The 22,335-nt window shown below is 45.1% G+C and carries 16 protein-coding genes; 4 read left to right on the forward strand and 12 right to left on the reverse strand.

The window, feature by feature from the left end; all coding sequences use genetic code 11:
• Window positions 1-6 precede the first annotated feature (6 nt).
• Both GJU82_RS11195 and GJU82_RS11200 read left to right on the forward strand, forming a co-directional pair.
• On the forward strand, window positions 7-1,485 hold the full coding sequence (locus GJU82_RS11195) for a SusD/RagB family nutrient-binding outer membrane lipoprotein (RefSeq protein WP_153632219.1): 1,479 nt from the start codon (window positions 7-9) through the stop codon (window positions 1,483-1,485).
• Window positions 1,486-1,505: 20 nt separating this feature from the next.
• Window positions 1,506-2,624: a hypothetical protein gene (locus tag GJU82_RS11200; protein WP_153632220.1), complete on the forward strand. Its 1,119-nt coding sequence runs from the start codon at window positions 1,506-1,508 to the stop codon at window positions 2,622-2,624.
• 357 nt (window positions 2,625-2,981) lie between these two features.
• Here GJU82_RS11200 and GJU82_RS11205 read toward each other — a convergent pair whose 3' ends face one another.
• The 7 genes from GJU82_RS11205 to GJU82_RS11235 form a co-directional block, all read right to left on the reverse strand.
• Window positions 2,982-4,241, reverse strand: a complete 1,260-nt coding sequence (locus GJU82_RS11205) for an asparagine synthetase B (RefSeq protein ID WP_153632221.1) — start codon at window positions 4,239-4,241, stop codon at window positions 2,982-2,984.
• 25 nt (window positions 4,242-4,266) lie between these two features.
• Complete coding sequence (dnaB, locus tag GJU82_RS11210) at window positions 4,267-5,829, reverse strand: replicative DNA helicase (protein WP_153632222.1); 1,563 nt, start codon at window positions 5,827-5,829, stop codon at window positions 4,267-4,269.
• Between the two features lie 205 nt (window positions 5,830-6,034).
• On the reverse strand, window positions 6,035-7,027 hold the full coding sequence (locus GJU82_RS11215) for a D-alanine--D-alanine ligase (RefSeq protein ID WP_153632223.1): 993 nt from the start codon (window positions 7,025-7,027) through the stop codon (window positions 6,035-6,037).
• A gap of 11 nt (window positions 7,028-7,038) precedes the next feature.
• Window positions 7,039-8,094 (reverse strand): RluA family pseudouridine synthase, encoded by a 1,056-nt coding sequence (locus tag GJU82_RS11220; protein ID WP_153632224.1) that lies wholly within the window; start codon window positions 8,092-8,094, stop codon window positions 7,039-7,041.
• Between the two features lie 14 nt (window positions 8,095-8,108).
• Window positions 8,109-8,906, reverse strand: a complete 798-nt coding sequence (locus tag GJU82_RS11225; RefSeq protein WP_153632225.1) for a PASTA domain-containing protein — start codon at window positions 8,904-8,906, stop codon at window positions 8,109-8,111.
• Window positions 8,907-9,081: 175 nt separating this feature from the next.
• Window positions 9,082-10,212, reverse strand: a complete 1,131-nt coding sequence (gene mqnE / locus GJU82_RS11230) for an aminofutalosine synthase MqnE (protein WP_153632226.1) — start codon at window positions 10,210-10,212, stop codon at window positions 9,082-9,084.
• Window positions 10,213-10,689: 477 nt separating this feature from the next.
• On the reverse strand, window positions 10,690-11,289 hold the full coding sequence (locus tag GJU82_RS11235; protein ID WP_153632227.1) for a superoxide dismutase: 600 nt from the start codon (window positions 11,287-11,289) through the stop codon (window positions 10,690-10,692).
• Between the two features lie 149 nt (window positions 11,290-11,438).
• Here GJU82_RS11235 and GJU82_RS11240 point away from each other — a divergent pair, with 149 nt between their 5' ends.
• Window positions 11,439-12,740, forward strand: a complete 1,302-nt coding sequence (locus GJU82_RS11240) for an MATE family efflux transporter (RefSeq protein WP_153632228.1) — start codon at window positions 11,439-11,441, stop codon at window positions 12,738-12,740.
• A 52-nt stretch (window positions 12,741-12,792) separates the two neighbouring features.
• On the opposite strand, the gene GJU82_RS11245 is transcribed toward GJU82_RS11240, so the two are convergent.
• The 5 genes from GJU82_RS11245 to GJU82_RS11265 form a co-directional block, all read right to left on the reverse strand.
• Complete coding sequence (locus GJU82_RS11245) at window positions 12,793-14,460, reverse strand: nucleoside kinase (protein WP_153632229.1); 1,668 nt, start codon at window positions 14,458-14,460, stop codon at window positions 12,793-12,795.
• 98 nt (window positions 14,461-14,558) lie between these two features.
• On the reverse strand, window positions 14,559-17,387 hold the full coding sequence (uvrA, locus tag GJU82_RS11250) for an excinuclease ABC subunit UvrA (RefSeq protein WP_153632230.1): 2,829 nt from the start codon (window positions 17,385-17,387) through the stop codon (window positions 14,559-14,561).
• Window positions 17,388-17,396: 9 nt separating this feature from the next.
• Entirely contained in the window at window positions 17,397-18,422 is a 1,026-nt protein-coding gene (locus GJU82_RS11255; protein WP_228488672.1) for a lytic transglycosylase domain-containing protein, read from the reverse strand.
• A 77-nt stretch (window positions 18,423-18,499) separates the two neighbouring features.
• Window positions 18,500-19,981: an outer membrane beta-barrel protein gene (locus GJU82_RS11260; RefSeq protein WP_153632231.1), complete on the reverse strand. Its 1,482-nt coding sequence runs from the start codon at window positions 19,979-19,981 to the stop codon at window positions 18,500-18,502.
• Window positions 19,975-20,538 carry an RNA polymerase sigma factor gene (locus tag GJU82_RS11265; RefSeq protein ID WP_153632232.1) on the reverse strand — a complete coding sequence of 188 codons (564 nt, stop codon included), beginning with the start codon at window positions 20,536-20,538 and terminating at the stop codon, window positions 19,975-19,977. The genes GJU82_RS11260 and GJU82_RS11265 overlap by 7 nt, the downstream gene beginning before the upstream one ends.
• 300 nt (window positions 20,539-20,838) lie before the next feature.
• Between GJU82_RS11265 and GJU82_RS11270 the strand changes: the two genes are divergently transcribed.
• The gene (locus tag GJU82_RS11270) at window positions 20,839-22,083 is read left to right on the forward strand and encodes a serpin family protein (protein WP_153632233.1); all 1,245 of its coding nucleotides are present in this window, start codon (window positions 20,839-20,841) and stop codon (window positions 22,081-22,083) included.
• Window positions 22,084-22,335: the final 252 nt, after the last annotated feature.

The raw sequence follows: 22,335 nt of genomic DNA on the forward strand, positions 1-22,335 counted from the left end.
ACAACTATGAAAAACAGATATTGGTTATTATTGGTAGTGATTGCACTTCTCGCGTCATGTACCGATAAATTTGAAGAATACAACACCGACACGAAGAATCCGTCGGAAGTACCCGGAGAATCACTCTTCTCCAACGCGGAGAAGTCCCTCTCCGATCAGATTTCAAGCACGAATGTAAACCTAAATATATGGAAGCTTGTCTCACAGTATTGGACGGAAACAACCTATACGGATGAAGCCAACTACAATATCGTGAACCGGACCATTCCTGATCAGATCTTCCGCTACTATTATCGCGGCTTCCTGATGGACCTGAAGCGTGCCAGTGAGTTGATTAATGCACAAACGCCGGTAACCGATGCCGATAAAGTAGTACAACAAAACAAGCTGTACATCATCGATTTGCTGGAGGTATATTCCTATCAGCGGTTGGTGGATATATTTGGCGATGTTCCCTATTCCGAAGATCTGGATATCACGAACATCTCGCCCAAGTATGACGACGCGATGACCATATACAAAGACCTCATCAGCCGGGTAACTGCAGATATTGCAGGATTGGATAATTCAGAAGGTAGCTTTGGTCCGGCAGACTTCTACTATAGAGGTGATGTTGCATCCTGGAAAAAGTTCGCTTACACGTTGAAAGTGAAATTGGGAATCACCATTGCTGACGCTGACGAAACTTTGGCCCAGTCAACAGTTGAGAGTGCATATGCCAATGCCTTTTCTTCATCCAGCGATGATTGTTTGATGCCTTATTTAACAAACACTCCGAATACGAATACCTTGTATGAGGATCTCGTATTAAGTGGCCGTCATGACTTCGTGGCTGCAAATACCGTGGTTGATGTGATGAACGGGATGTCCGACCCGCGCCTGCCGCTGTATTTCACACAGGTTAATACTTCAACCGTTACTGGTGTTGAAAAACTCGCTTACGTTGGTGGTGTATACGGTGAAAATAGTCCTTTTGACAACTACTCTCACGTATCTGATCAATTGCTGCAACCTACCTTCCCGGGTATTTTGATAACTTATTCTGAATTGCAATTCTATCTTGCCGAGGCTGCTGCACGCGGTTGGAATGTAGGTCAGACTGCAGAAGCATACTACAACGAAGGAATTAAATCTTCCATCTTGTGGTGGGGAGGTACAGATGCTGAAGCCAATGGTTATTTGGCAAATCCATCGGTTAATTATACCTCAGCTGTAACCAATACCGGAAACTGGAAAGAAGTAATCGGTACGCAATCCTGGTTAGCATCCTATACCAGAGGTTTGGTCGGATATACAACATTCCGGCGTTTGGATTACCCTGCATTTAATATGCCTCCGACCCCACCGACAGGTGTAGCTTCAATACCAACTCGTTTCACTTATCCCGTTAACGAACAAACTTTGAACGAAGACAACTATAAAGCTGCTGCTACTGCCATTGGTGGAGACAAATTGACAACCAAAATCTTCTGGGATATTAACTAACAAAATTAATCAAGGATCATATGAAAAAATATATAATTTTCTCTGTAGGAATAGTCCTCTCTCTTTTTATGGCTTCTTGCCAGGACTATAATGCCGGTAACAAAGTAGATTTTTATGATCTCGGCACAGAGTTCTTCATTTCGAGCGATGGCTTAACAAGCCTCGACAATTCTGCTACGGTAAGCATTGACAACCAGCAGAAAAATCTTTCTTCCCTGAGTGTTATCCTATTGAGTAGCTCCGATGCGGATGGCAATGTCCTTTCTGATACCCAAAAAGATCTTGGGACAATTGATTTGACTGACGGAAGTGGCTCAATGACCCTCACCGATAGCCAATTAGGTATCTCAGACATCAACTACTCAGCAAGTCTGCAGTTTTCTGGTTCATACAACGGCAAAAACATAACACGATACAAAACAATTACCGTTGCTGACCCGATTTCAATTGAGGTTCCTGATGTGAATCACCGTATCGATACTGTTTTTCATGTAAAATTCAGTGTTGAACCAGTAACCGAAACATTGAGCAGCGTAACTGTTGAGACGAAGGTAGGAGTCGCTGGAACATATGTAGCAGAAGCTGGTCCTTTTAATGCAACCGATTCAATCGAGATAAAAGGTACCGACCACCAGGTTGGTGACACTGTTTTCGTTAAAGTGACCGGCACGGCCGGAACAAAATCAGCTACTTCTGTTGCTATAGTTCCGATTGCACCTTACAGTTTCAGCAATGTTGAAACATTCACACTGGACACTACCAGCAACCAGGCATACGACTTGATTGAAGCCAGGTATGTAAATACGACTACAGCCGGTGATAGTGCTGATGTGCAATTCACTGCTGCTTATCCTGTATTAGGCGGCCCTGTTGAGGTCGGTTTCAATGCCCTCAACAATGCTCAGCTGGTTAAAGGCACCGCTGATGACTACTCTAACACTGATATAGTAACCATCGAAGCGACTGATTTCTCAGGAGCAACGACATCTGTTCCCAATGCAGCTGCCGGTGATGTATATATCTTCCGTACCATGCGTGGTACCGGAGATTACATGTACGGCGTATTGAAAGTAACCGCTGTAAACAAACCTCAGGGTGTTTTGGAAGACTCATCAATTGAAATTGAGTACAAATACTAAAACACTGATATAAGAAGATACAGGAGCCCGTTTTAATACGACCTATACTTATAGATTAATTAGAGATACAACAATCACACACTCCTTCTCCGGGCTCCTGTTCTTTAAGCAAAATAAATTCCCCGCAAGGGGAATTTTAAGCTAAACCCAGGCTTTTAATTGACAGGTTGAATAGCAAAAGATTTTACTATTCCAGCTATTCCCAATTTATTCCCTGGTTTAGTTGAGCAGGAAGTCCCCGGATTTCCTGCTCTCTTTTTTTGCGTAAGAAAAAGGTCAACCCAAAACATGTTTTTGACACCGCCGGACAAAAAAGTATGTATGCTCAACATGTTTTGAGATACCATGGAGCAACCATTATGTTTTATGCTTCTTTTTACGTGCGGCAGGAAATAAAACATTATTTAAAATTAGCCTGTAGCCGGGAGAGTTGGGATGAAGGTTCAAATCAGTAGGCGGGTCGCCAACTAAATGGCGGTAATCTTCCGGATCGTGACCTCCATAAAACGAGAAAAAGCCTTTCCCAAAATCACCGTGAATATAGCGGGCCTCGTGAGCCGATTTATTCTCCCCCATAATCAGGATGTTTGCCTTCAACTTTTCTTCATTAAACGCGGTAGTCTGCCCCATAAAACCTTTAATAATCCGCACATGGTCCTGCGTAAGCATGGTCGGTACCGGGTCCCATTTGGCCGAAAAATCAAATAAGGTAAAATAATCTTCTTCGGGTTTCACTTTTCGGGTTTCCGTCGCATCAATGTCCGAGAATTCATAAGCATAAGGATCCTTGACAATGTGAAAATTCTGAAATGCCAGTGTATTGGCAAAATCCAGTTTGCTATCCATATCCGGATCTTCCGGGCCTCCGTCGTACATGGGGCCGCAAATATCGGTGTTGTGGGCAGCAAGGGCGATGTCGTAGGTGTCGGTTGCCGCACACATGGCAAACAAAAAGCCGCCGTTTTTGACAAAATTTTTAATAAGCCCGGCAACCTTGAGCTTTAACTGTGAAACTTTCTGAAACCCGTTTTTTTGCGCCAATTGACGGTTTATCCGAACTTCTTCCTGGTACCAGGGCATGTGTTGGTAATTGCGGAAGAATTTTCCAAATTGCCCGGTGAAATCTTCGTGATGCAAATGGAGCCAGTCGTAATTCTTCAACTTACCGTCGAGTATTCCCTGATCATAAATAACATCGTACGGGATTTCTGCATAGGTCAACACCAACGTGACTGCATCATCCCAGGGCTGCTTGTTAGGTGGCGAATAAACGGCTATTTCCGGCGCCTTTTGCATGGCCACCGCATCCATATTTACATCTTCGCGGGCAATATACTGCAAAATGGATGATGCCTTGGCATCCGGAACCAGATCAACACTCACGCCGCGGATAAGGCATTCATCATGGACATTTTTATCGGATTGCAATAAGAAACTACCGCCCCGGTAATTCAACAACCATTTAACTTCGATGTCCTTTTGAAGTGCCCAATAGACAATACCATAGGCTTTGAGATGATTCTTTTGCTGGTCATCCATCGGGATTAGCAAAAAAGCAGACTGGGCTTTAGTTGCCAGGACGATCAATAAAAGAAGCAAAGAGACTGTTCGTTTCATAATACCTGTTTTTGAGAGGCTTTTCTCAGAAAGGTGTATCATCGTCCAACCCGCCTCCGGTTGAGGGGAATCCGCGGGCGCCTAAACTGTGCTCGAATGAGGACTCCGTATCCTCATTCATCTTCGAACTGAAACGGGCACCAACCTGTCCATTTCCTAAATCTTCGGGCATGGTACCCAGGCTTTCTTCATCCGGATCGCTAAAGCGTGCTAAATGGCTCTTAAATGCCAAATGAACTTCCCCTACGGCACCGTTACGATGCTTGGCAATGATGATTTCGGCCATACCGATGAGCGAATTACCGCTTTCGTCTTCCGTAATACCATAATATTCCGGACGGTGAATAAACATAACCATGTCCGCATCCTGCTCAATCGCTCCGGATTCACGAAGGTCAGAAAGCTGCGGACGTTTTCCGTCGCGCGATTCAACCGAACGGTTCAGCTGCGATAATGCGATAATCGGTACATCCACCTCTTTGGCGATAGCTTTCAGGTTACGCGAAATTGTACTCACTTCCTGTTCACGACTTCCTCTCCCGTCTGATCCAGCTGTCATCAGCTGTAAATAGTCGACAATGATAATGCCGATGTTGTGTTGCATTTTTAAACGTCGCGCTTTGGCGCGGAATTCGAAAACGGAAAGTGCGGGTGTATCGTCAATGAAAAGAGGGGCTTCCTCTAAATTTTTAATTTTCCGGTTTAGTTGCTCCCATTCCCAGTTTTCCAAACGTCCGGTTTTCAGTTTCTCCGAACCAAGTTCCGTTTCAGCAGCAATTAAACGGTTGACCAACTGAATGGAGGACATTTCCAGTGAAAATACAGCCACCGGGACATGGTGATCGACTGCCATATTACGGGCCATCGATAAAACAAAGGCCGTTTTTCCCATTGCAGGACGGGCAGCAATAATCATCAAGTCCGTTTTTTGCCACCCCGAAGTAATCCGGTCTAAACGGGTAAACCCGGAAGGCACACCACTCAGTCCTTCTTTTTTCTTCGAGTTTTCTTCAATCCGCTCGATGGCTTCCCGCAAAATAGGTTTAATCGGCAGCGATTCTTTGGTAATACTGCCTTCGGTTACTTTGAATAAAGCCCCTTCTGCATAATCAATCAAATCCTCCAACTCCATGGTATCGTCGTAGGATTTGGTCTGGATTTCGGTAGAAATACGGATTAGTTCGCGCTGAATGTACTTTTGTGCTATGATGCGGGCATGAAATTCGATGTGCGCAGCTGAAGCAACTTTACTGGTGAGCTGGGTAATATACAGGGGGCCGCCAACTTCTTCCAACTCTTCCCGGTTCTTCAGCTCTTGCGTCACCATCAGCAAGTCCACCGGTTTTTCGTTGGCATTTAATTCCTGTATGGCCTTGAAAATCTTTTGATGCTCCTCCTTGTAGAAACTATCGGGCCTAAGAATATCCGCCACAACGATGTAAGCGTCCCGTTCGAGCATCAGTGCGCCCAACACAGCTTCCTCAACCTCTAATGCCTGGGGCGGAATTTTTCCATACTGCGCATTGATTTGATCCAGTGTTAGCTTACCCCTGTTTTTATTGCGGTTATTATAATTTTCGCCAGCCATTTAACTTAAAAATTAATGCATTGTTGGGTCTGCAAAGATCCAAAAATAACGATTCCGACCACGCCATGTGGTTTAATTTATCCACCATGAAGGTCCCAATACTGCTCAATCAGCACGTTACTAATTTACCGACAGGAAATCACCACCAACTTGAACATCTTGTACACACGCTTACCAACAGGATATAAACAATTCAGGTTGATAACTACGCATTAGCCTTATTTATTCCCTCTTCGATGATTTCTGTTAATAACTCTTTCAAATCGAGCCCCATGGCTTCTACCTGTTGCGGGATAAAGCTTGTTCCGGTCATACCGGGAATGGTATTCACCTCGAGGAAATAAAACCGGGCTTCGTGCCGGATGAAATCGATACGGACAATACCGTTGCAATCACACAAGTCGTAAATCCGTGATGACAGCGCCTGAATTTCCAACATCGCTTCTTCAGATATGCGGGCAGGAGTAATCTCTTCGGCCATGCCGGCCACGTATTTCGATTCGTAATTGAAGAATTCGTTTTTGGGAATGATTTCCGTTGCCGGGAAAACCAACTTCTTCCCGCCAATTTTCACCAACCCACAGGTGAACTCGGTTCCCGAAATAAATTCATCTACCAACACTTCGTCATCCTCTTCGAATGCCTTTTCGATGGCAGGTTTCAGCTCATCTGCCGTTTTCACTTTCGTGATACCAAAGCTCGAACCGCCTGAATTCGGTTTGACAAAAACAGGCAATCCCAAAACTGCCAGCATCGCATCAATATCATAGTCATCGCCTTTCACCAGGTGAAACGAACGTGCCATTTCAATTCCCAACGTCCGGAGAAAATTATTGCAGTAGAATTTGTTAAATGTCAATGCAGAGGACTCTGTATTGCTCGACGAATAAGGAACCCCAATCAAGTCGAAATAACCTTGCAGGATACCATTTTCGCCAGGCGAGCCATGAATGATGATATAGGCATATTCGAACCGGATACGTTTACCGTCAACCGTAAAAGAGAAATCCGATTTATCAACATCCGCAATTTTACTTTCACCGTCGGCCACTTCCCATACACCATTCCTCATTTTCACCATCCACGGTGTAAAATGCTCCCGATCGATTAATTTTATCACATTAGCGCCACTATTCATCGATACCACATATTCCGATGAATCGCCGCCAACCACTACTGCAATGTTTCTCGTTGTCATCCAGGATCAGATTAAAACTGGTTTCTGTTTGAAATATAGGTTCGCCACTTCCCGATCACCTGTGTCATATCTTCAGGTAACTCTGAATCGAAAATCATCTCCTCGCCGGTGCGGGGATGCACAAATCCAAGTAATTTGGCGTGTAACGCTTGCCGCGGAAGAATTTTAAAGCAGTTTTCCACAAACTGCTTGTATTTAGTAAAGGTCGTTCCTTTCAGAATTTTATCGCCGCCATAGTTGTCATCGTTAAACAACGGATGTCCGATGTAGCGCATATGCACCCGGATTTGATGCGTACGACCTGTTTCCAGCACACATTCCACCAGGTTGACATATCCAAGCTTTTCAATCACTTTGTAGTGCGTCACCGCCGGTTTACCATAATCCCCTTCCGGGAATACGGTAAAAACCTGCCGATTTTTCAAACTCCGCCCGATATTGCCTTCGATGGTCCCTTCGTCCTCCTTCAGGTTTCCCCAAACGATGGCATTGTATTTTCGTTTGGTCGTTTTGTTGAAAAATTGTGCTGCCAGATGATTCTTCGCCATTTCTGTTTTGGCTACGACCAACAGTCCGGTTGTATTTTTATCGATGCGGTGCACCAGCCCCGGACGCGGATCATCACCGCCATAAAGCGGTAAATCCCGGTAACGATAAGCCAGTGCATTGACCAGTGTCCCGGAATAATTACCGTGCCCCGGATGGACCACCAGACCTGCCGGTTTATTAATCACCAGCAAATCATCATCTTCGTAAACGATGTTCAGCGGAATATCTTCCGGAATGATTTTGAGCTCCCGGCGCGGATAATCCATGACAATGGAAATCTCGTCACCGGGCTTGACCTTGTAGTTGGCCTTTACCGAAACATTATTGACCAGGATACTTCCGGCCTCGGCGGCCGACTGAATGCGGCTGCGCGACGCGGTGTCAATCCGGTTTACCAGAAACTTGTCGATGCGCAAAGGTTTTTGACCGGGATCAACCGTGAGCCGGTAATGTTCAAACATTCCGTTTTCGTCATCCAGTTCATCCTGGTCATCAACCGGCAATTTCTTATCTGTCATCAAAAAGCTCCTTATTAATTATCGTTTCCTGAAAGGCTGTCAACCGGCAACTTCAGCCACAAATCGACTGAATGGCCAATTTCCACACCTTCGTGCCGGTTAAATTGCGGCGATTGCTGCCAAATAACCGCATTGGTCGAATCCTCTTCGGTTTTAACCTCTTTGCTGTAAATAACAGCGCCAACCGTTAGCGATACATCCTGAAGTATTTTTCTTCCCGCATCATAAGTATAACCGGTCAAATCGGGAACAATCGTCCGCTGGTTCTCCATCGTTTTGCCTACCACCAAATCAATTGGCGTTCCCCGGGGGACCAAAATTCCCGGGTCGGCACTGGAGCCATGCAACTTCTGAGCAAGCACCAAACTGTTATATTCCGATGGACGATATGTCACATCACCCGGTTTCAGGCCTTTCGATTCCAGCAAAACCCTTGCCTGACGCAATGACACATCCGTTAACTTCGGCAGTTGGACCATTTCCGGTTTAACCGCAGCAACCGTTACATAAATCGTTCGCCCGGCCTTGATGTAGTGCCCTGTTCGTGGCATTTGTTCAATAATAGAGCCGGGTGTATAATCAGTATTGTAAACCGAATCGCGAATAACCACATCAATCTGTTTGTCGTTGGCTATTTTTTCCCAGTCGGTCTGCCCAAGTCCCGTAAGATTCGGCGTTGGGAAGGCTTCGCCATGATGCGTGTATTTCGACAGTGCATACATGGTTAACCACAAGAAAATAATCGTAAGGACAACGGCCAGAATTACATTCAGCCAAAAAACCTTGCTTTTCAGAAATTTTCGGAATGACATATCTTCTTATCTAGGGTGAATATGACCTTGCAACAAAATTAATCCTAAACTCCAAAAGTAAAAATTAATCATACCGATTGCCCATAAAAAAACCGAAGGAGTAAATCTTCACCAACGGATGAAAATTTCACTCTTCCGGTTTTGTATGTTGTAACTAAAAAATACTTCCGTTCAATTAATCAAATCGGCGAACGATGTTATAGAGCGTATCGCGTTCAACCGGTACTTTACCGGCTGTTTTAATCATTTTAACCAGCTCATCAGTCGATGCAGATGGATTTTGCTCTTCGGCGCCTGCCATCGAGTAAATCTTCGTAGAATCATCAATGGTCCCATCCAGATCGTCTACTCCAAAGGCCAGCGACAACTGGGATACCGACTTACCAATCATTGGCCAGTAAGCCTTCAGGTGTGGAATGTTGTCGAGGAAAATCCGGGCAACTGCATAATTTTTCAGATCCTCCATCGTTGTCGATTCAGCAATATGCGAAAATGCATTGTTCGAATGACGGAATTTCAATGGGATGAAGGTGTTAAAACCATTGCTCCGGTCTTGCAAATCGCGCAAACGGTTCATGTGATCGATACGGTGCTCGTAAGTTTCAATCAATCCGTAAAGCATGGTCGCGTTACTCGGAATTCCCAGACGGTGCGCAGTTTCGTGAATTTTCAACCATCCGGCTGTATCGGTCTTATCAGGACAAATACGGGCACGTGTCTTTTCATCGAAAATTTCGGCACCCCCGCCAGGCATCGAATCCAACCCGGCTTTTTTCAGGGCCTGCAATCCTTCTTCCAGCGACAGTCCCGACTTCTTTATCATGGCATCGATCTCAACGGCCGTAAATCCCTTGATATGAATATCCGGCAACACCGATTTAACTGTTTTCACCAAATCGGCGTAATAGAAAAGGTCACGATCGGGATGCACCGCTCCAACGATGTGTACTTCCGTCAGCTCTTTACCAACATAACTTTCTGCCTTGCGGCGAATATCGTCCAAGCTGTGCTCCCAGCTTCCTTCTTCACCGGCATCGCGGCGATAGGAACAAAATGAGCAATGGCTTTCACAAATATTCGTAGGTTCGATATGAAAGTTACGGTTGAAATAAACATACTCATCATTGATACGCTGACGCACTGCATTGGACAACATCGACAAAAAGGGAATTTCCCCTTCACGATAAAGTGTTACTCCTTCGTCGAAGGAAATTCGCTCTCCATTGAGTGCTTTTTCTGCTATATCCAGTAATCTGCTGTCCGTTCCTGTGGCTTTCAGCAGAGAGAAAACATCACTGTTTTGCATATTCTCAGTTTTTTCTGAATTATACTTCCGGAGTTCCCGGAATGAGCGACTAAAGTACAAAAAAATACCTTAGAGCCCGATAGAAAGAAGGCTGCATCAGTCCTAAAATCGAGTAGGATGGAAGATAACCCGCCTTTGACAGACGTTCATTGGTTATGCTCCTGGTAACAATGAAACTATTCGATATGTGCCAATATCCGTTACGGGTATTAGCCCACTCCCATGACAGTCGGTACACATTTTGTCTGGAAAACTCATCCTACAGGATATGCCCGGTGCGGTTCGTATCCCCCTGGGGCAGAGGTTTGCTTCCGGCTTCCTTCAGGTTCCACCTCGCGATGGGCGCCCTTGCCTTAGGCTAATGGTTGGCGATTACAAACCCCCATAGTGGACTTACACCACCAAGCCTGCTGCCATGCACGGCACACCAAAAAAAAACCGGAGCATCACCTCCGGCTTCTCAAACCAAAAAATCAATTAACCTTTAAAACGTCTATCAACCTCGTCCCAGTTGATAACTTTCCAAAAAGCTTCGATGTACTCGGGACGCCGGTTCTGATAATTCAGATAATAAGCGTGTTCCCATACATCTATACCTAAAATGGGAGTTCCTTTCACATCTGAAACATCCATGAGCGGATTGTCCTGATTCGGTGTAGATTCCACCTTTAATGCGTTTCCATCTTTAATTAGCCATGCCCAGCCCGAACCAAATCTAGTAGCTGCGGCTTTTGAAAATAGATCCTTGAATGCGCCCAGCGAACCGAAAGTAGAACTAATTGCAGCTTCCAGTTCACCTTTAGGCCCTGAACTTCCACCCGGTTGCATTACATCCCAATACAGGTTGTGGTTATAAAAGCCACCTGCATTGTTACGTACAGCCGCCGGAAATTTTGATACTACCGATAAAACTTCTTCAATGGTTTTACCGTCCAATTCCGTACCTTCAATGGCCTTATTCAAGTTATTGGTGTAACCCGCATGGTGCTTCGTATAGTGAATTTCCATGGTACGGGCGTCAATGTATGGCTCAAGAGCCGTATAATCGTATTTTAATTTTGGTTGAATAAAACTCATATCACTAATGGTTTTTAGTAGTTCAATGTTTTCCAAAAGTAATCTTTATTTGGATTTGTTCCAAATAAAAATAAACCTTTTTTGTTCTTTTTTATGCATCTATTTTTGTCGCCTGAAAATGAATAATTAAGCAATAAACCAATCATACCTTGAACCGAAAAATTCTTGACCTCGCTGTCCCCAACATCATCAGTAATATTACAGTTCCGCTGTTGGGACTAGTCGATATGGCGCTGATGGGGCACTTAGGATCATCAGTATATATTGGCGCAATATCGCTTGGTGGTGTTATTTTCAACTTTCTTTACTGGATGTTTGCTTTCCTGAGAATGGGAACCAGCGGCTTTACCGCTCAGGCAACTGGAAGGAAAGATCGAAACGAAAGCGAACTGATATTAGGCCGCTCCTTTGTTTTGGCGCTATTTTTTGGTGTTTTACTCATCATACTTCAAATTCCAATTGAATGGATTAGTTTCCGTATTCTGGGCGGGAGTGAGGAGGTTAAGCAGCTGGCCAGCCAGTACTTCTTTATTCGTATTTGGGCCGCACCGGCCACTATCGGACTTTACAGTCTTACAGGCTGGTTCATCGGGATGCAAAACGCCCGTATTCCCATGATTGTTGCCATTATTATTAATATAGCCAATATCATCTTCAGCGTATTTTTCGTTTTCGTCTTGGGAATGAAATCGGCCGGTGTGGCCATGGGAACAGTTTTGTCGCAATACATGGGACTCCTTCTTTCCCTATGGTTCATCCATAAAAAATTCGGTTCTCCCTTTTCCTATCTTTCGCGAAAGCAGGTACTTGAAGTGAAAGCGTTACGAATTTTTATGCGGGTTAACCGCGACATCTTCATCCGGACGCTTTGCATTATCGGTGTGTTCACGTTTTTCACCTCAAAATCGGCCGCAATGAATAATACGGTCCTGGCTGTCAATTCGCTGTTGCTTCAGTTCTTCATGTTCTTCTCGTTCTTTATGGATGGCTTTGCTTATGCCGGTGAAGCCCTGGCCGGGAAATACTTTGGAGCCGGAAGTAAATCCAAACTAAAGAAAGTTAGTCGGTTACTCTTTCTTTGGGGAATCTCACTCGGCATCCTATTTTCACTTATCTATTTTCTTGCCGGGAATCAGATTATTGCCCTGTTGACTGACCAGGCCTCGCTCAGGGAAGCGGCCCGACCATTTATCTGGTGGACAGCGCTGGTTCCCATTAGCGGGTTTGCAGCTTTCATCTGGGACGGAATCTACATTGGGGCTACAGCTTCAAAAGGAATGCGCAACAGCATGCTGGCTGCCACTTTCTTACTCTTTATTCCTGTTTTCATTATTTTTCAACACCAACTGGGAAACAACGCACTTTGGCTGGCTATGATTTTATTTCTTTTTGGCCGCGGACTATTTCAAACCTTCCTTGCCCAGAGAGCGATTTTCAGCCGGATGGCATAAAAAAAAAGCCCGCCACCCGGCGAGCTTCTCCTCTATTTCAAATTCCTGTTTTTCAATAATTGAAACTACTCCCGCCTAAAAATTCGCGCAATACCGAAGTAGGCGGTATTTCCTGCGACGAAATCGGATAAAAGTAAGAAATGAATACCAGCAAGCGGACAGCTTCAGCATATTCCGGTGCATTTTCAGGGACCAGCTCGAGCAGATGTTCTGCAGGCCGTTTCAAAACACCTAATTCATAAATCAGGGCTGAATTGAACATGACATCCGCATTTTCCTGGCAAGGGAAAATATGTAAATCCTCTCCTCTCCGAACGCTCGGCCATCGTTGGATGGTTGTACACGCATCGTACCCGCGATATTTGCTATCGCGGATAATTCGCCTCAACAAACGGTTATCAGCCGTAGGAATATATGTGTGCTCGTCAATGGAAATCTGCGTCAGCGCCGAGATGAAGATCCTGAAGGTCCGTTCGCTATCAATTCCCGGAATCAAGTCAGGATTCAGGCCATGAATACCTTCAATAATGAGAATATTATTTTTCTCGAGTTTCATCATTTCGCCTTTAAACACCCGCTCTCCGCTGTGAAAATCAAACACCGGACGCTCAACTGCTTCACCATTCATCAACTTGGTCAGAAACTCATTGAAGTATTCGATATCGATGGCTTCCAATGCTTCAAAGTCATATTCACCCGATTCGTCACGTGGCGTATGTGCCCGATCCACAAAGAAATCATCCAATGAAATGGAGATTGGGCGCATTCCCACAACAGCCAGTTGAATTCCCAGCCGCTTGCTGAATGTTGTTTTACCCGAACTCGAAGGTCCAGCAATCAGCACCAGGTTAACCTTACCGCGTCGCGCATAAATCATGTTCGCAATTTCCACAATTTTCTTTTCGTGAAGCGCTTCCGATATCTTAATGATTTCGCCGGCCCGTTGTTGCCGGACCTGCTCATTCAAACCCGCAATATCCTCTATTTGAAGAATACCAGCCCATTCCTTGTGTTCCCGGAAAATTTCAAAAAGTTTTTCCTGGCGAATGACCGGCTCCAGTTCATTGGGTGAATCAGGATCAGGTACACGCAAAAGAAGACCGTCGTAATATTTTTCCAAACCGAAATGTTTCAGATAACCCGTGGAAGGCAAAACGTGACCATAGAAAAAATCACGCCTTTCGGCCAAACACAATATAGGCGCATAAATACGGCCATACTCTTTAAAAAGTTCCGCTTTGCGATACAAACCTTCCTGTCCAAAGATTTCAACAGCCTCTTCTGTTAGTACCCTTTTTCGGTATATAGGTAAATCTTTGTCTATCAACTCCCGCATTTCTTCGCGAAGTGTCCATACATCCTGGTCGATAAGTGGCCGTCCGAGATTCTCTATTTCACAGTAGTAACCTTTCGAAATAGCATGGTCGATTTTCAATCGTGCCTCGGGCCAGATATTCCGCATCGCCACGTACAACACAAACGAAAGCGAACGAAGATACATCCGTTGTCCATCGGTATTGCTATAATCGAAAAACTCAATCTTCTTGGGCTTCACCAGCTCAAAATCGAGCGGTTTCACGCGATGGTTCACATAAGCTCCCAGAATAGGAGATGGTAGCGATACTCCCATATCGCCGGCTATTTCGCCCAGCGTAGTTCCCAGCGGATATGTGCAGATTTTGCCGCTGTTCTCACATTGTAATTTTATATCTCGTACCATAAAAGGCTGTTTTCAGATGAATGCGTGCATCAAGTTAACACATTTTGTTCAATTGATGCAAAATGGTCAATGCTCTTTTTCAGGCGAAGCGCCTGCGTTTATTTTCTGTTCAACGCTTCCTTCAGGAAGCGTGCAGTATACGAATTTCGATGTTTAACCACTTGTTCCGGGGTACCTGCGCAAACCACCTTTCCGCCGGTCCGTCCTCCCTCGGGGCCAATGTCGATGATGTGATCGGCTACCTTGATAACGTCCATGTTGTGCTCGATAACAATTACCGTATTTCCCCTGTCAACTAACTTATTTAGTACATCGAGCAATACCCTGATGTCTTCGAAATGAAGACCGGTAGTGGGTTCATCGAGAATGTAAACCGTTTTGCCGGTGTCGCGCTTACTAAGTTCGGAAGCCAGTTTCACGCGCTGCGATTCACCTCCCGACAAAGTTGTTGATGACTGTCCTAACGTGATGTAACCAAGTCCAACTTCCTGTAAACTTTTCAGTTTGACTAAAATCGACGGGATATTTTCGAAAAATTCAACTCCCTGATTAATGGTCATATCGAGCACATCGCTGATGGATTTCCCTTTATGACGCACCTCCAGCGTTTCGCGGTTGTACCGTCGGCCATTACATTTATCGCAATGCACATATACATCGGGCAGGAAGTTCATCTCGATAACTTTCATCCCGGCTCCCTGGCACTCTTCACAACGACCGCCTTTCACGTTAAACGAAAACCGGCCGGGCTTGTACCCGCGAACTTTCGATTCGGGTAACATGGCAAAGAGGTTGCGGATCTCGGAAAACACCCCCGTATAAGTTGCCGGATTGGAACGCGGCGTACGTCCCAAGGGTGACTGGTCGACCTGTACCACCTTATCGATATGTTCCATTCCTTCTATTTTATCATAGGGCAACGGGTCTTTCACTGACTTATAGAAATGCTGGCTCAGGATCGGCTGCAACGTTTCGTTGACAAGCGTCGATTTCCCACTTCCCGACACACCGGTTACGCAAATAAATTTTCCTAACGGGAATTCAACATCTATTTTTTTCAGGTTGTTGCCACTTGCTCCTTTAATGCAAAGCACATCACCGTTCCCTTCCCTTCTCTTTTCCGGAATGGCAATTTTTTTAATTCCGTTCAGGTAAGCAGAAGTCAGCGTATTCAATTTTAATAATTCGTGCGGATCACCTGCAGCCACCACTTCACCACCATGGCGACCGGCAAACGGTCCCATATCCACTAAATAGTCAGCTTCCATAATCATATCCCGATCGTGTTCCACTACCACCACCGAATTTCCGGTATCCCGGAGTTGCTGCAACGAATTAATCAGGCGCAAATTGTCGCGGTGATGCAAACCGATGCTCGGTTCATCGAGTATATACAGGACATTGACAAGCTGCGAGCCAATTTGCGTTGCCAAACGGATACGCTGCGATTCTCCTCCGGAAAGGCTCCGGGCCGATCGATCGAGTGACAGGTATTCCAACCCAACATTGAGCAGGAAGCGCAACCGATCACGAATTTCTTTCAATACCTCTGCCCCAATCAGCCGTTGCCGTTCGGTTAACCGCGAATCGATGTTCTCAAGAAATACCGAAAGTTCGCCAATGTCCATCTGCGCCAGTTCAGCAATATTTCTGTCATCAATCTTAAAATGGAGTGCCTCCTTATTCAATCGTTGCCCGTTACAAACCGGACAAACATTGGTTTTGTGAAACTGATCGGCCCATTTTTGCGCCTTCTTCGACGGATTATCACTCTTCTGGCTAACAATATATTTCACCACTCCTTCGTAGCTCATCATGTAATTGACCGAGCTGCCCAGTGGCGTATTCTTTAGCTGAATTCTTTCACTTGTGCCAAAAAGAATGGCATCAATGGCCTCTTCCGGATAATTTCTCAACGGCGTTTTCAACGTCACTTCGTATTTCCCGGCCAGCGCTTCGATTTGCCAAAATATCAGCGAGTTTTTATAGGGACCCAACGGAGCAATTCCGCCTTTGGCAATACTCACCGATGGATCGGGAATAATCTTGTCAATGTCGATTTCGGTTACTTCTCCCAGTCCGTTACACTTCGGACAAGCTCCTTGCGGTGAGTTAAACGAAAAACTGTGCGGGGCCGGTTCATTGTATGAAATTCCGGTCGTGGGGCACATCAGGTGGCGGGAGTAATATCTCGCTTCACCACTCCCCTTTTCCTGAATCATGATGATTCCGCCCCCGTGTTTCATTGCTGTTTCAACCGAACCGCGCAGACGCTTCCTGTCAGCCAAATCCACCACCAGCTTATCAATCACAATTTCGATGTTGTGATTCTTGTACCTATCGACTTTTAACCCGTGCGACAATTCACGTATCTCGCCATCGATACGGGCATACAAAAATCCCTTTCGGCGAATTTGCTCGAACAATTCACGGTAGTGCCCTTTACGTCCTTTTACCACCGGAGCCAGAATGATGGTCGGTTTACCATCGAAGCGTTCCAAAATCAGATTAATAATCTGCTCGTCGGTGTACTTAACCATCTTCTCGCCAGTATTGTAAGAATAGGCAATACCAGCCCGGGCATAAAGCAGTCGCAGAAAATCATATATCTCTGTAACCGTTCCTACCGTTGAGCGGGGATTTTTGTTCGTCGTTTTTTGCTCGATCGAAATCACCGGGCTCAGTCCTGTGATCTCATCCACATCGGGGCGCTCCATGTTCCCCAGGAACGAACGTGCATACGCCGAAAAAGTCTCGATGTAGCGTCGTTGCCCTTCTGCGTAAATGGTATCGAATGCCAGTGACGATTTGCCGCTTCCGCTAAGGCCGGAAATCACCGTCAATTTGTTGCGTGGTATCTCAACATCAATGTTGCGGAGGTTGTGCACACGTGCGCCTCTCACAACAATTTTATCTTCGTTGCTCATTCAATCTACTTATTCGTCCTGATCGGAGATGGAATCCCGTTCTGCCTTTTTCACTTCCCCGTCATGGCGAAATGTACGGTATCCTTTTTCGGGTAACCTGATGACGTAGGTTTTTCCTGACGGATTGGACAAAGTTGTTTCCCTCAACCAGGGATTGAAATATTTCAATATTTTATAATTCACACCGTGCTCCCGGGCAAAGTCGGCAAAATCATCTACCGTCCCCTCAATTGTCACATTATAGGTCGGGATGACGGGGTAAATTTCATCTTCCGGAACATTAAATCCATATTTTTCCGGATCGCTGAGAATTAACTTCAGCGCCAGTATGCGATAAACATACCGTCCCGTTTCCTCACCTAATAACAAATCATAGTAATTGTGGCCCTTCTGTCGCGCTATCTGCCGGGCAACTCCATTTCGTCCGGCATTGTAGGCAGCTGCTACCAAGGTCCAGCTACCATATTTCTCATAATTATGTTTCAGGTATTTGCATGCTGCCTGCGTGGCTTTCACCAAATTATAGCGTTCATCCACTTCGTTGGTTACTTCCAGGCCATAATCACGAGCGGTAGGTTTCATAAACTGCCAGATGCCCACCGCCCCCGCCGGACTTACCGCACGGTCAAAAAAACTACTTTCGGCTAAAGCCAGGTACTTAAAATCCCCGGGAACACCCTGTTCCTTGAGGATGGGTTCAATTACGTGAAAATAGCGTGGCGCCTTCTTAATAAAGAGAAAGGTCTGCGAGTGGAAATAAGTATTTACCAACATTTCCCGATCGAGCGCTTCCTTTACATCAAAATTATGCAATGGAACCGGCTCGCCGGCAAAGTTAAGTGTATCGGGTAATTCAGGTGGGCTGAAAAAAACTTTCCCTGTATTATGATCCAGTGAATAAGGCGATTTTGTATTATCATCACTGGTGCTGTTGAAAAACAACCCGCCGATGATGACTCCAATGGCAATTACCGATAAAAATATGAAAATACTGTTCAGGCTCCCTCTCTCGCGTGATAAATTCCTCTCCTTCAATTTTCCAGGGTTTTAAATTCGAACCTCAAAGATAACCTTTTTGGTAACCGATTCAAACTTCGGGAGCGGATAGAAATTTAATTAAATGCGTAGGTTACACCCGTGTAAATTCCGAGTTGATAGGGACGATAATTGATATGATTGCTGGTGCTAATGGAATTGAGGTAATATTTCACCCGGGGTTCCAGCGTTACTGTTACCCGCTTACTTAAATCGTATCCCAAACCAAGGCCAACCGTTCCGGCATATACCAAATCACGCAACTGACTGGTTTCCCCCCCCTGGGTTTTTACTCCCCCTTCATACAGCGAAGCATTGTTGCCAACCAAGATGTTGGTACTCATTCCTCCCGTTAAATCAACATTCACCTTCCTGTCGATAAGGTGATAGGCCACCAAAACCGGAATTGCGATATATTCCAGGTTCTGCTTCAAATCGGCATTACTGGCGTAAGCCGTAGTACTGGAGAGCTCACTATTAGACATATTGACGGCTAAGTACGCTCCGTCTTTTATCGACCCGGGCGGCCTCCCAAATTTCACCAGACCAACTTCAGTATTAGCAGCATAAGTTGTCGATTTAGAATTAACCCCATAATCAGTTCCAGCAATGGCATATGTTGAATTATTTCCACCAAAAACCGAAACATGATTGGTGTTATGCCTGATTTTCGAGTAGACAATACCCGATTTAACCGATAATCGCTTGTTGAGTTTATATCCGAACATCACTCCTCCCGAAAGCGTTGGCTCAGTGGTAGTAGACGGTGCCGGGGAACTATTTGATAAAGCATTGGCTGCATACATATAATCGTTATGGTCGCCAGATGAAGAAACTCCGGAGAAGAGTGGCGACGCTTCCGCTGCCAGCTTCCAGCGTTTGACCGTTTTATCCTTCTTCGCATATTCCTGAATATTCGAGGCAATCATTCTCCGGTCTCTCAGTTCCTGCTCCGAAATCGTCAAATGCGGGGCATCATTGTTATTTAACCCTAAACATTTTGAGAGAAACCGGATCCAGTTTTCATTTTTCCCCGATAAACCCGGGTTATTAGCTGTATTTATCGATGGCAAACGGGCGCTTAACATCGACAATGTTTCGTCCTTCCTTCTTTCGGCTACCGCAAAAACAGCCGACTGGTTAACCTGTACCGTATTATCATTACCAATACCAGCCCGGTTACTCAGTTTGACTGGTTGCACCGATGCCACGCGGGCATTCATTTTCACGGGTACGTGATTTGCGTTTGCCCGGGATATGGAGGCATTAACATCAGAATTGATCTGTTCTTGCCGGATGCCTGAATCGTTTTGCGGCACAACAACCACTTCTTTTGTCACTTGCTCCTGATGTGGCTGTGTAAACATCCATCCGGCGACAAATGCGAGTACTACCGCAGCAGCAATCGACAACCCTTTTATTAAAGCCAGCCGGTGCGCCCTTTTCCGATTATTGAGCCCATCTTCGATATTTTTCCAAAGATATATGGGAGGATTCACTTCATAATCCTCCAGCCTGTCCTGGAAAAGTTGGTCTATATCGTGTTTTTCAGCTAACATATTGTACTATTGACTTTGCTCTTTTCGATACCAAATTTCTCATATACTTTCTTCTGCAATATCACCCTCGCCCTCGAAAGGTTCGATTTGGAGGTCCCCTCTGAAATTCCCATCTTGTCCCCAATTTCCTTATGGGAATATCCTTCAATGGCATACAGGTTAAACACCATGCGGTAATGCGCCGGCAGTTCCTGTACCACCTGGAGCAATTCATCGGCCGTAATCTGAGCCAATAAATCTTCACCCAGTTGTTTCCCTTCATACACGGTAATATTTTCTACCGGATACAGATTATTTTGCTTGCGGAATTTTTCAAGTGACGTATTTACCATGATTCGTCTCATCCACCCCTCGAATGAGCCCCTGAATCCAAATTGATCTATTTTGGTAAATACCCGGATAAAACCTTCCTGGAGATTATCTTCAGCTTCTGTGGCATCTTTCGAATACCGCAGACAAACCCCGTACATCTTGCCTGCGAAGCGCTGATATAACAAGGACTGCGATTTTCGGTCGCCAGCTGAGCATTTTTTTATAATATCATCCAGGTCGGTCACGCAGAATGTTTTAGTTCAGAATCTCAATCAAAAATCAGGCCCGAATTAAATTAATCTGCAACCTAAATAAATTCCTGCAATATAAGAACGCAATGCGCAAACTGTTTTGGTTAAAAAATATTGATAACCTCTCTGTATTTGGGGGTATACATCCATTCTCATTTCATTTAGATTGACCGGTACTTTTCTAAACTCAATGAATAGACGCGAACCTCATGACAAATGGTTGCGTCATCGTCCGAATTTTCATGTACGCAACCAATTACGTAATGTCTGCGTCTATTTTTAAAATATCAAACCATGAAGTTGACAAAGCTAGTTACCCTGATTTTGCTGCCGGGTACAATGACCGGATGTTCTTCGGGCCAGCATAATGATTCGCCCGGGACCGACATCAAACTCGATGAGAAATCAACGGAAATAGTAGACTCCGACAATCGGTTCGGATTTAATTTGTTTGGTTCGCTGGTGGAAAACAGCGAAGCGGGCGCCAACCTGATGATATCGCCGCTAAGTATTTCGAGTGCCCTGAGCATGGCCCTCAACGGAGCAAACAGCGACACCCGATCCGAGATGGAACAGGTATTATCGTCCAACGGATTTACGACCGATGACATCAATTCTGCCTATCAGAAACTCATTCCCGCTTTGCGAAACTGCGATACCAGCGTCGATCTCGATATTGCCAATTCCATCTGGATTCGGGAAAGTTTTCAAGTGCTCGATAAATTTACCGAAACCAACAATGATTATTACGATGCCGAAGTTACCCGGCTTCCCTTCGATAATAATGCAGTAAATCGCATCAACGATTGGGTGGGCCGGAAAACCCATGACAAGATTCAGAAAATGGTTACATCCATTGATCCAAATGATGTGATGTACCTGCTCAACGCGATTTATTTTAAAGGAAGCTGGGCCGAAAAGTTCGATTCAGATGCAACCCAAAGTAAACCATTTACTCTTTCGGATGGCAACACGGTCAACGTTCCGATGATGCGGAAAAACCAGAAACTGTCGTACCTGGCGACCAACAATTTCCGGATGGCGGCTTTTCCTTACGGAAGGGAAAAATTCAGAATGCTTGTGATACTGCCAAACGAGGGAGTGCCGACCACAGAAATTCTGCAATCGTTGGATAACGATTCATGGCAGACTTATCTGAAGGGAATGAGCCAACCGGTTGAGCTGGATGCTTGGTTGCCCAAGTTCACATTTTCATGGGAAACCAACCTGAACGATGTGTTAGCTTCACTGGGAATGCCGAAAGCCTTTTCAAAATCGGAAGCCGATTTTACCAATATCAATTCCAAAGGCGGATTATACATCAGCAAAGTAAAACATAAGACTTTTATCGAAGTAAATGAAGAGGGAACGGAAGCTGCAGGTGCGACATCCGTTGCAATAGGGGTAACGTCTGTCGGACCGGGTAATACACTGGTACTTTTTCATGCAGACCACCCATTCTTGTTTTTCATTACGGAAGAAGATACCGGCGCCATCCTGTTTATGGGACAAATGGCCAACCCGACAATAGAAAGTTAGGAGGACAGAAACCAAACAAACATCAATATTTTCTATTCATACCGCTGTGTTTTTTGAACACCAAAAAAGGGACGGCCCCGTTGGTCGTCCCTTTACTTTTTTTGATTCGTTGTGTGAAATGTCCTGCACTCGAAAAATCCAGCTTTTTTACCCTAAAGGGAAAGCTTGATTTTTCAGGACTCGCCCTTTAGGGCCGGGGTGAGGGGCCTGAAAAATCTTGACGAGCCAGATTCACACAACGAGTTTTCTTCA

Source organism: Prolixibacter sp. SD074, from assembly GCF_009617895.1.
Lineage (GTDB): Bacteria > Bacteroidota > Bacteroidia > Bacteroidales > Prolixibacteraceae > Prolixibacter.

Bases quoted from the DNA above. Each gene is read 5' to 3' on its own strand.
- GJU82_RS11215 (WP_153632223.1), bottom strand. From the start codon at position 7,027: ATGACAACGAGAAACATTGCAGTAGTGGTTGGCGGCGATTCATCGGAA.
- uvrA (WP_153632230.1), bottom strand. From the start codon at position 17,387: ATGAGCAACGAAGATAAAATTGTTGTGAGAGGCGCACGTGTGCACAAC.
- GJU82_RS11260 (WP_153632231.1), bottom strand. From the start codon at position 19,981: ATGTTAGCTGAAAAACACGATATAGACCAACTTTTCCAGGACAGGCTG.
- GJU82_RS11245 (WP_153632229.1), bottom strand. From the start codon at position 14,460: ATGGTACGAGATATAAAATTACAATGTGAGAACAGCGGCAAAATCTGC.
- dnaB (WP_153632222.1), bottom strand. From the start codon at position 5,829: ATGGCTGGCGAAAATTATAATAACCGCAATAAAAACAGGGGTAAGCTA.
- GJU82_RS11205 (WP_153632221.1), bottom strand. From the start codon at position 4,241: ATGAAACGAACAGTCTCTTTGCTTCTTTTATTGATCGTCCTGGCAACT.
- mqnE (WP_153632226.1), bottom strand. From the start codon at position 10,212: ATGCAAAACAGTGATGTTTTCTCTCTGCTGAAAGCCACAGGAACGGAC.
- GJU82_RS11200 (WP_153632220.1), top strand. From the start codon at position 1,506: ATGAAAAAATATATAATTTTCTCTGTAGGAATAGTCCTCTCTCTTTTT.
- GJU82_RS11270 (WP_153632233.1), top strand. From the start codon at position 20,839: ATGAAGTTGACAAAGCTAGTTACCCTGATTTTGCTGCCGGGTACAATG.
- GJU82_RS11220 (WP_153632224.1), bottom strand. From the start codon at position 8,094: ATGACAGATAAGAAATTGCCGGTTGATGACCAGGATGAACTGGATGAC.
- GJU82_RS11195 (WP_153632219.1), top strand. From the start codon at position 7: ATGAAAAACAGATATTGGTTATTATTGGTAGTGATTGCACTTCTCGCG.
- GJU82_RS11235 (WP_153632227.1), bottom strand. From the start codon at position 11,289: ATGAGTTTTATTCAACCAAAATTAAAATACGATTATACGGCTCTTGAG.
- GJU82_RS11225 (WP_153632225.1), bottom strand. From the start codon at position 8,906: ATGTCATTCCGAAAATTTCTGAAAAGCAAGGTTTTTTGGCTGAATGTA.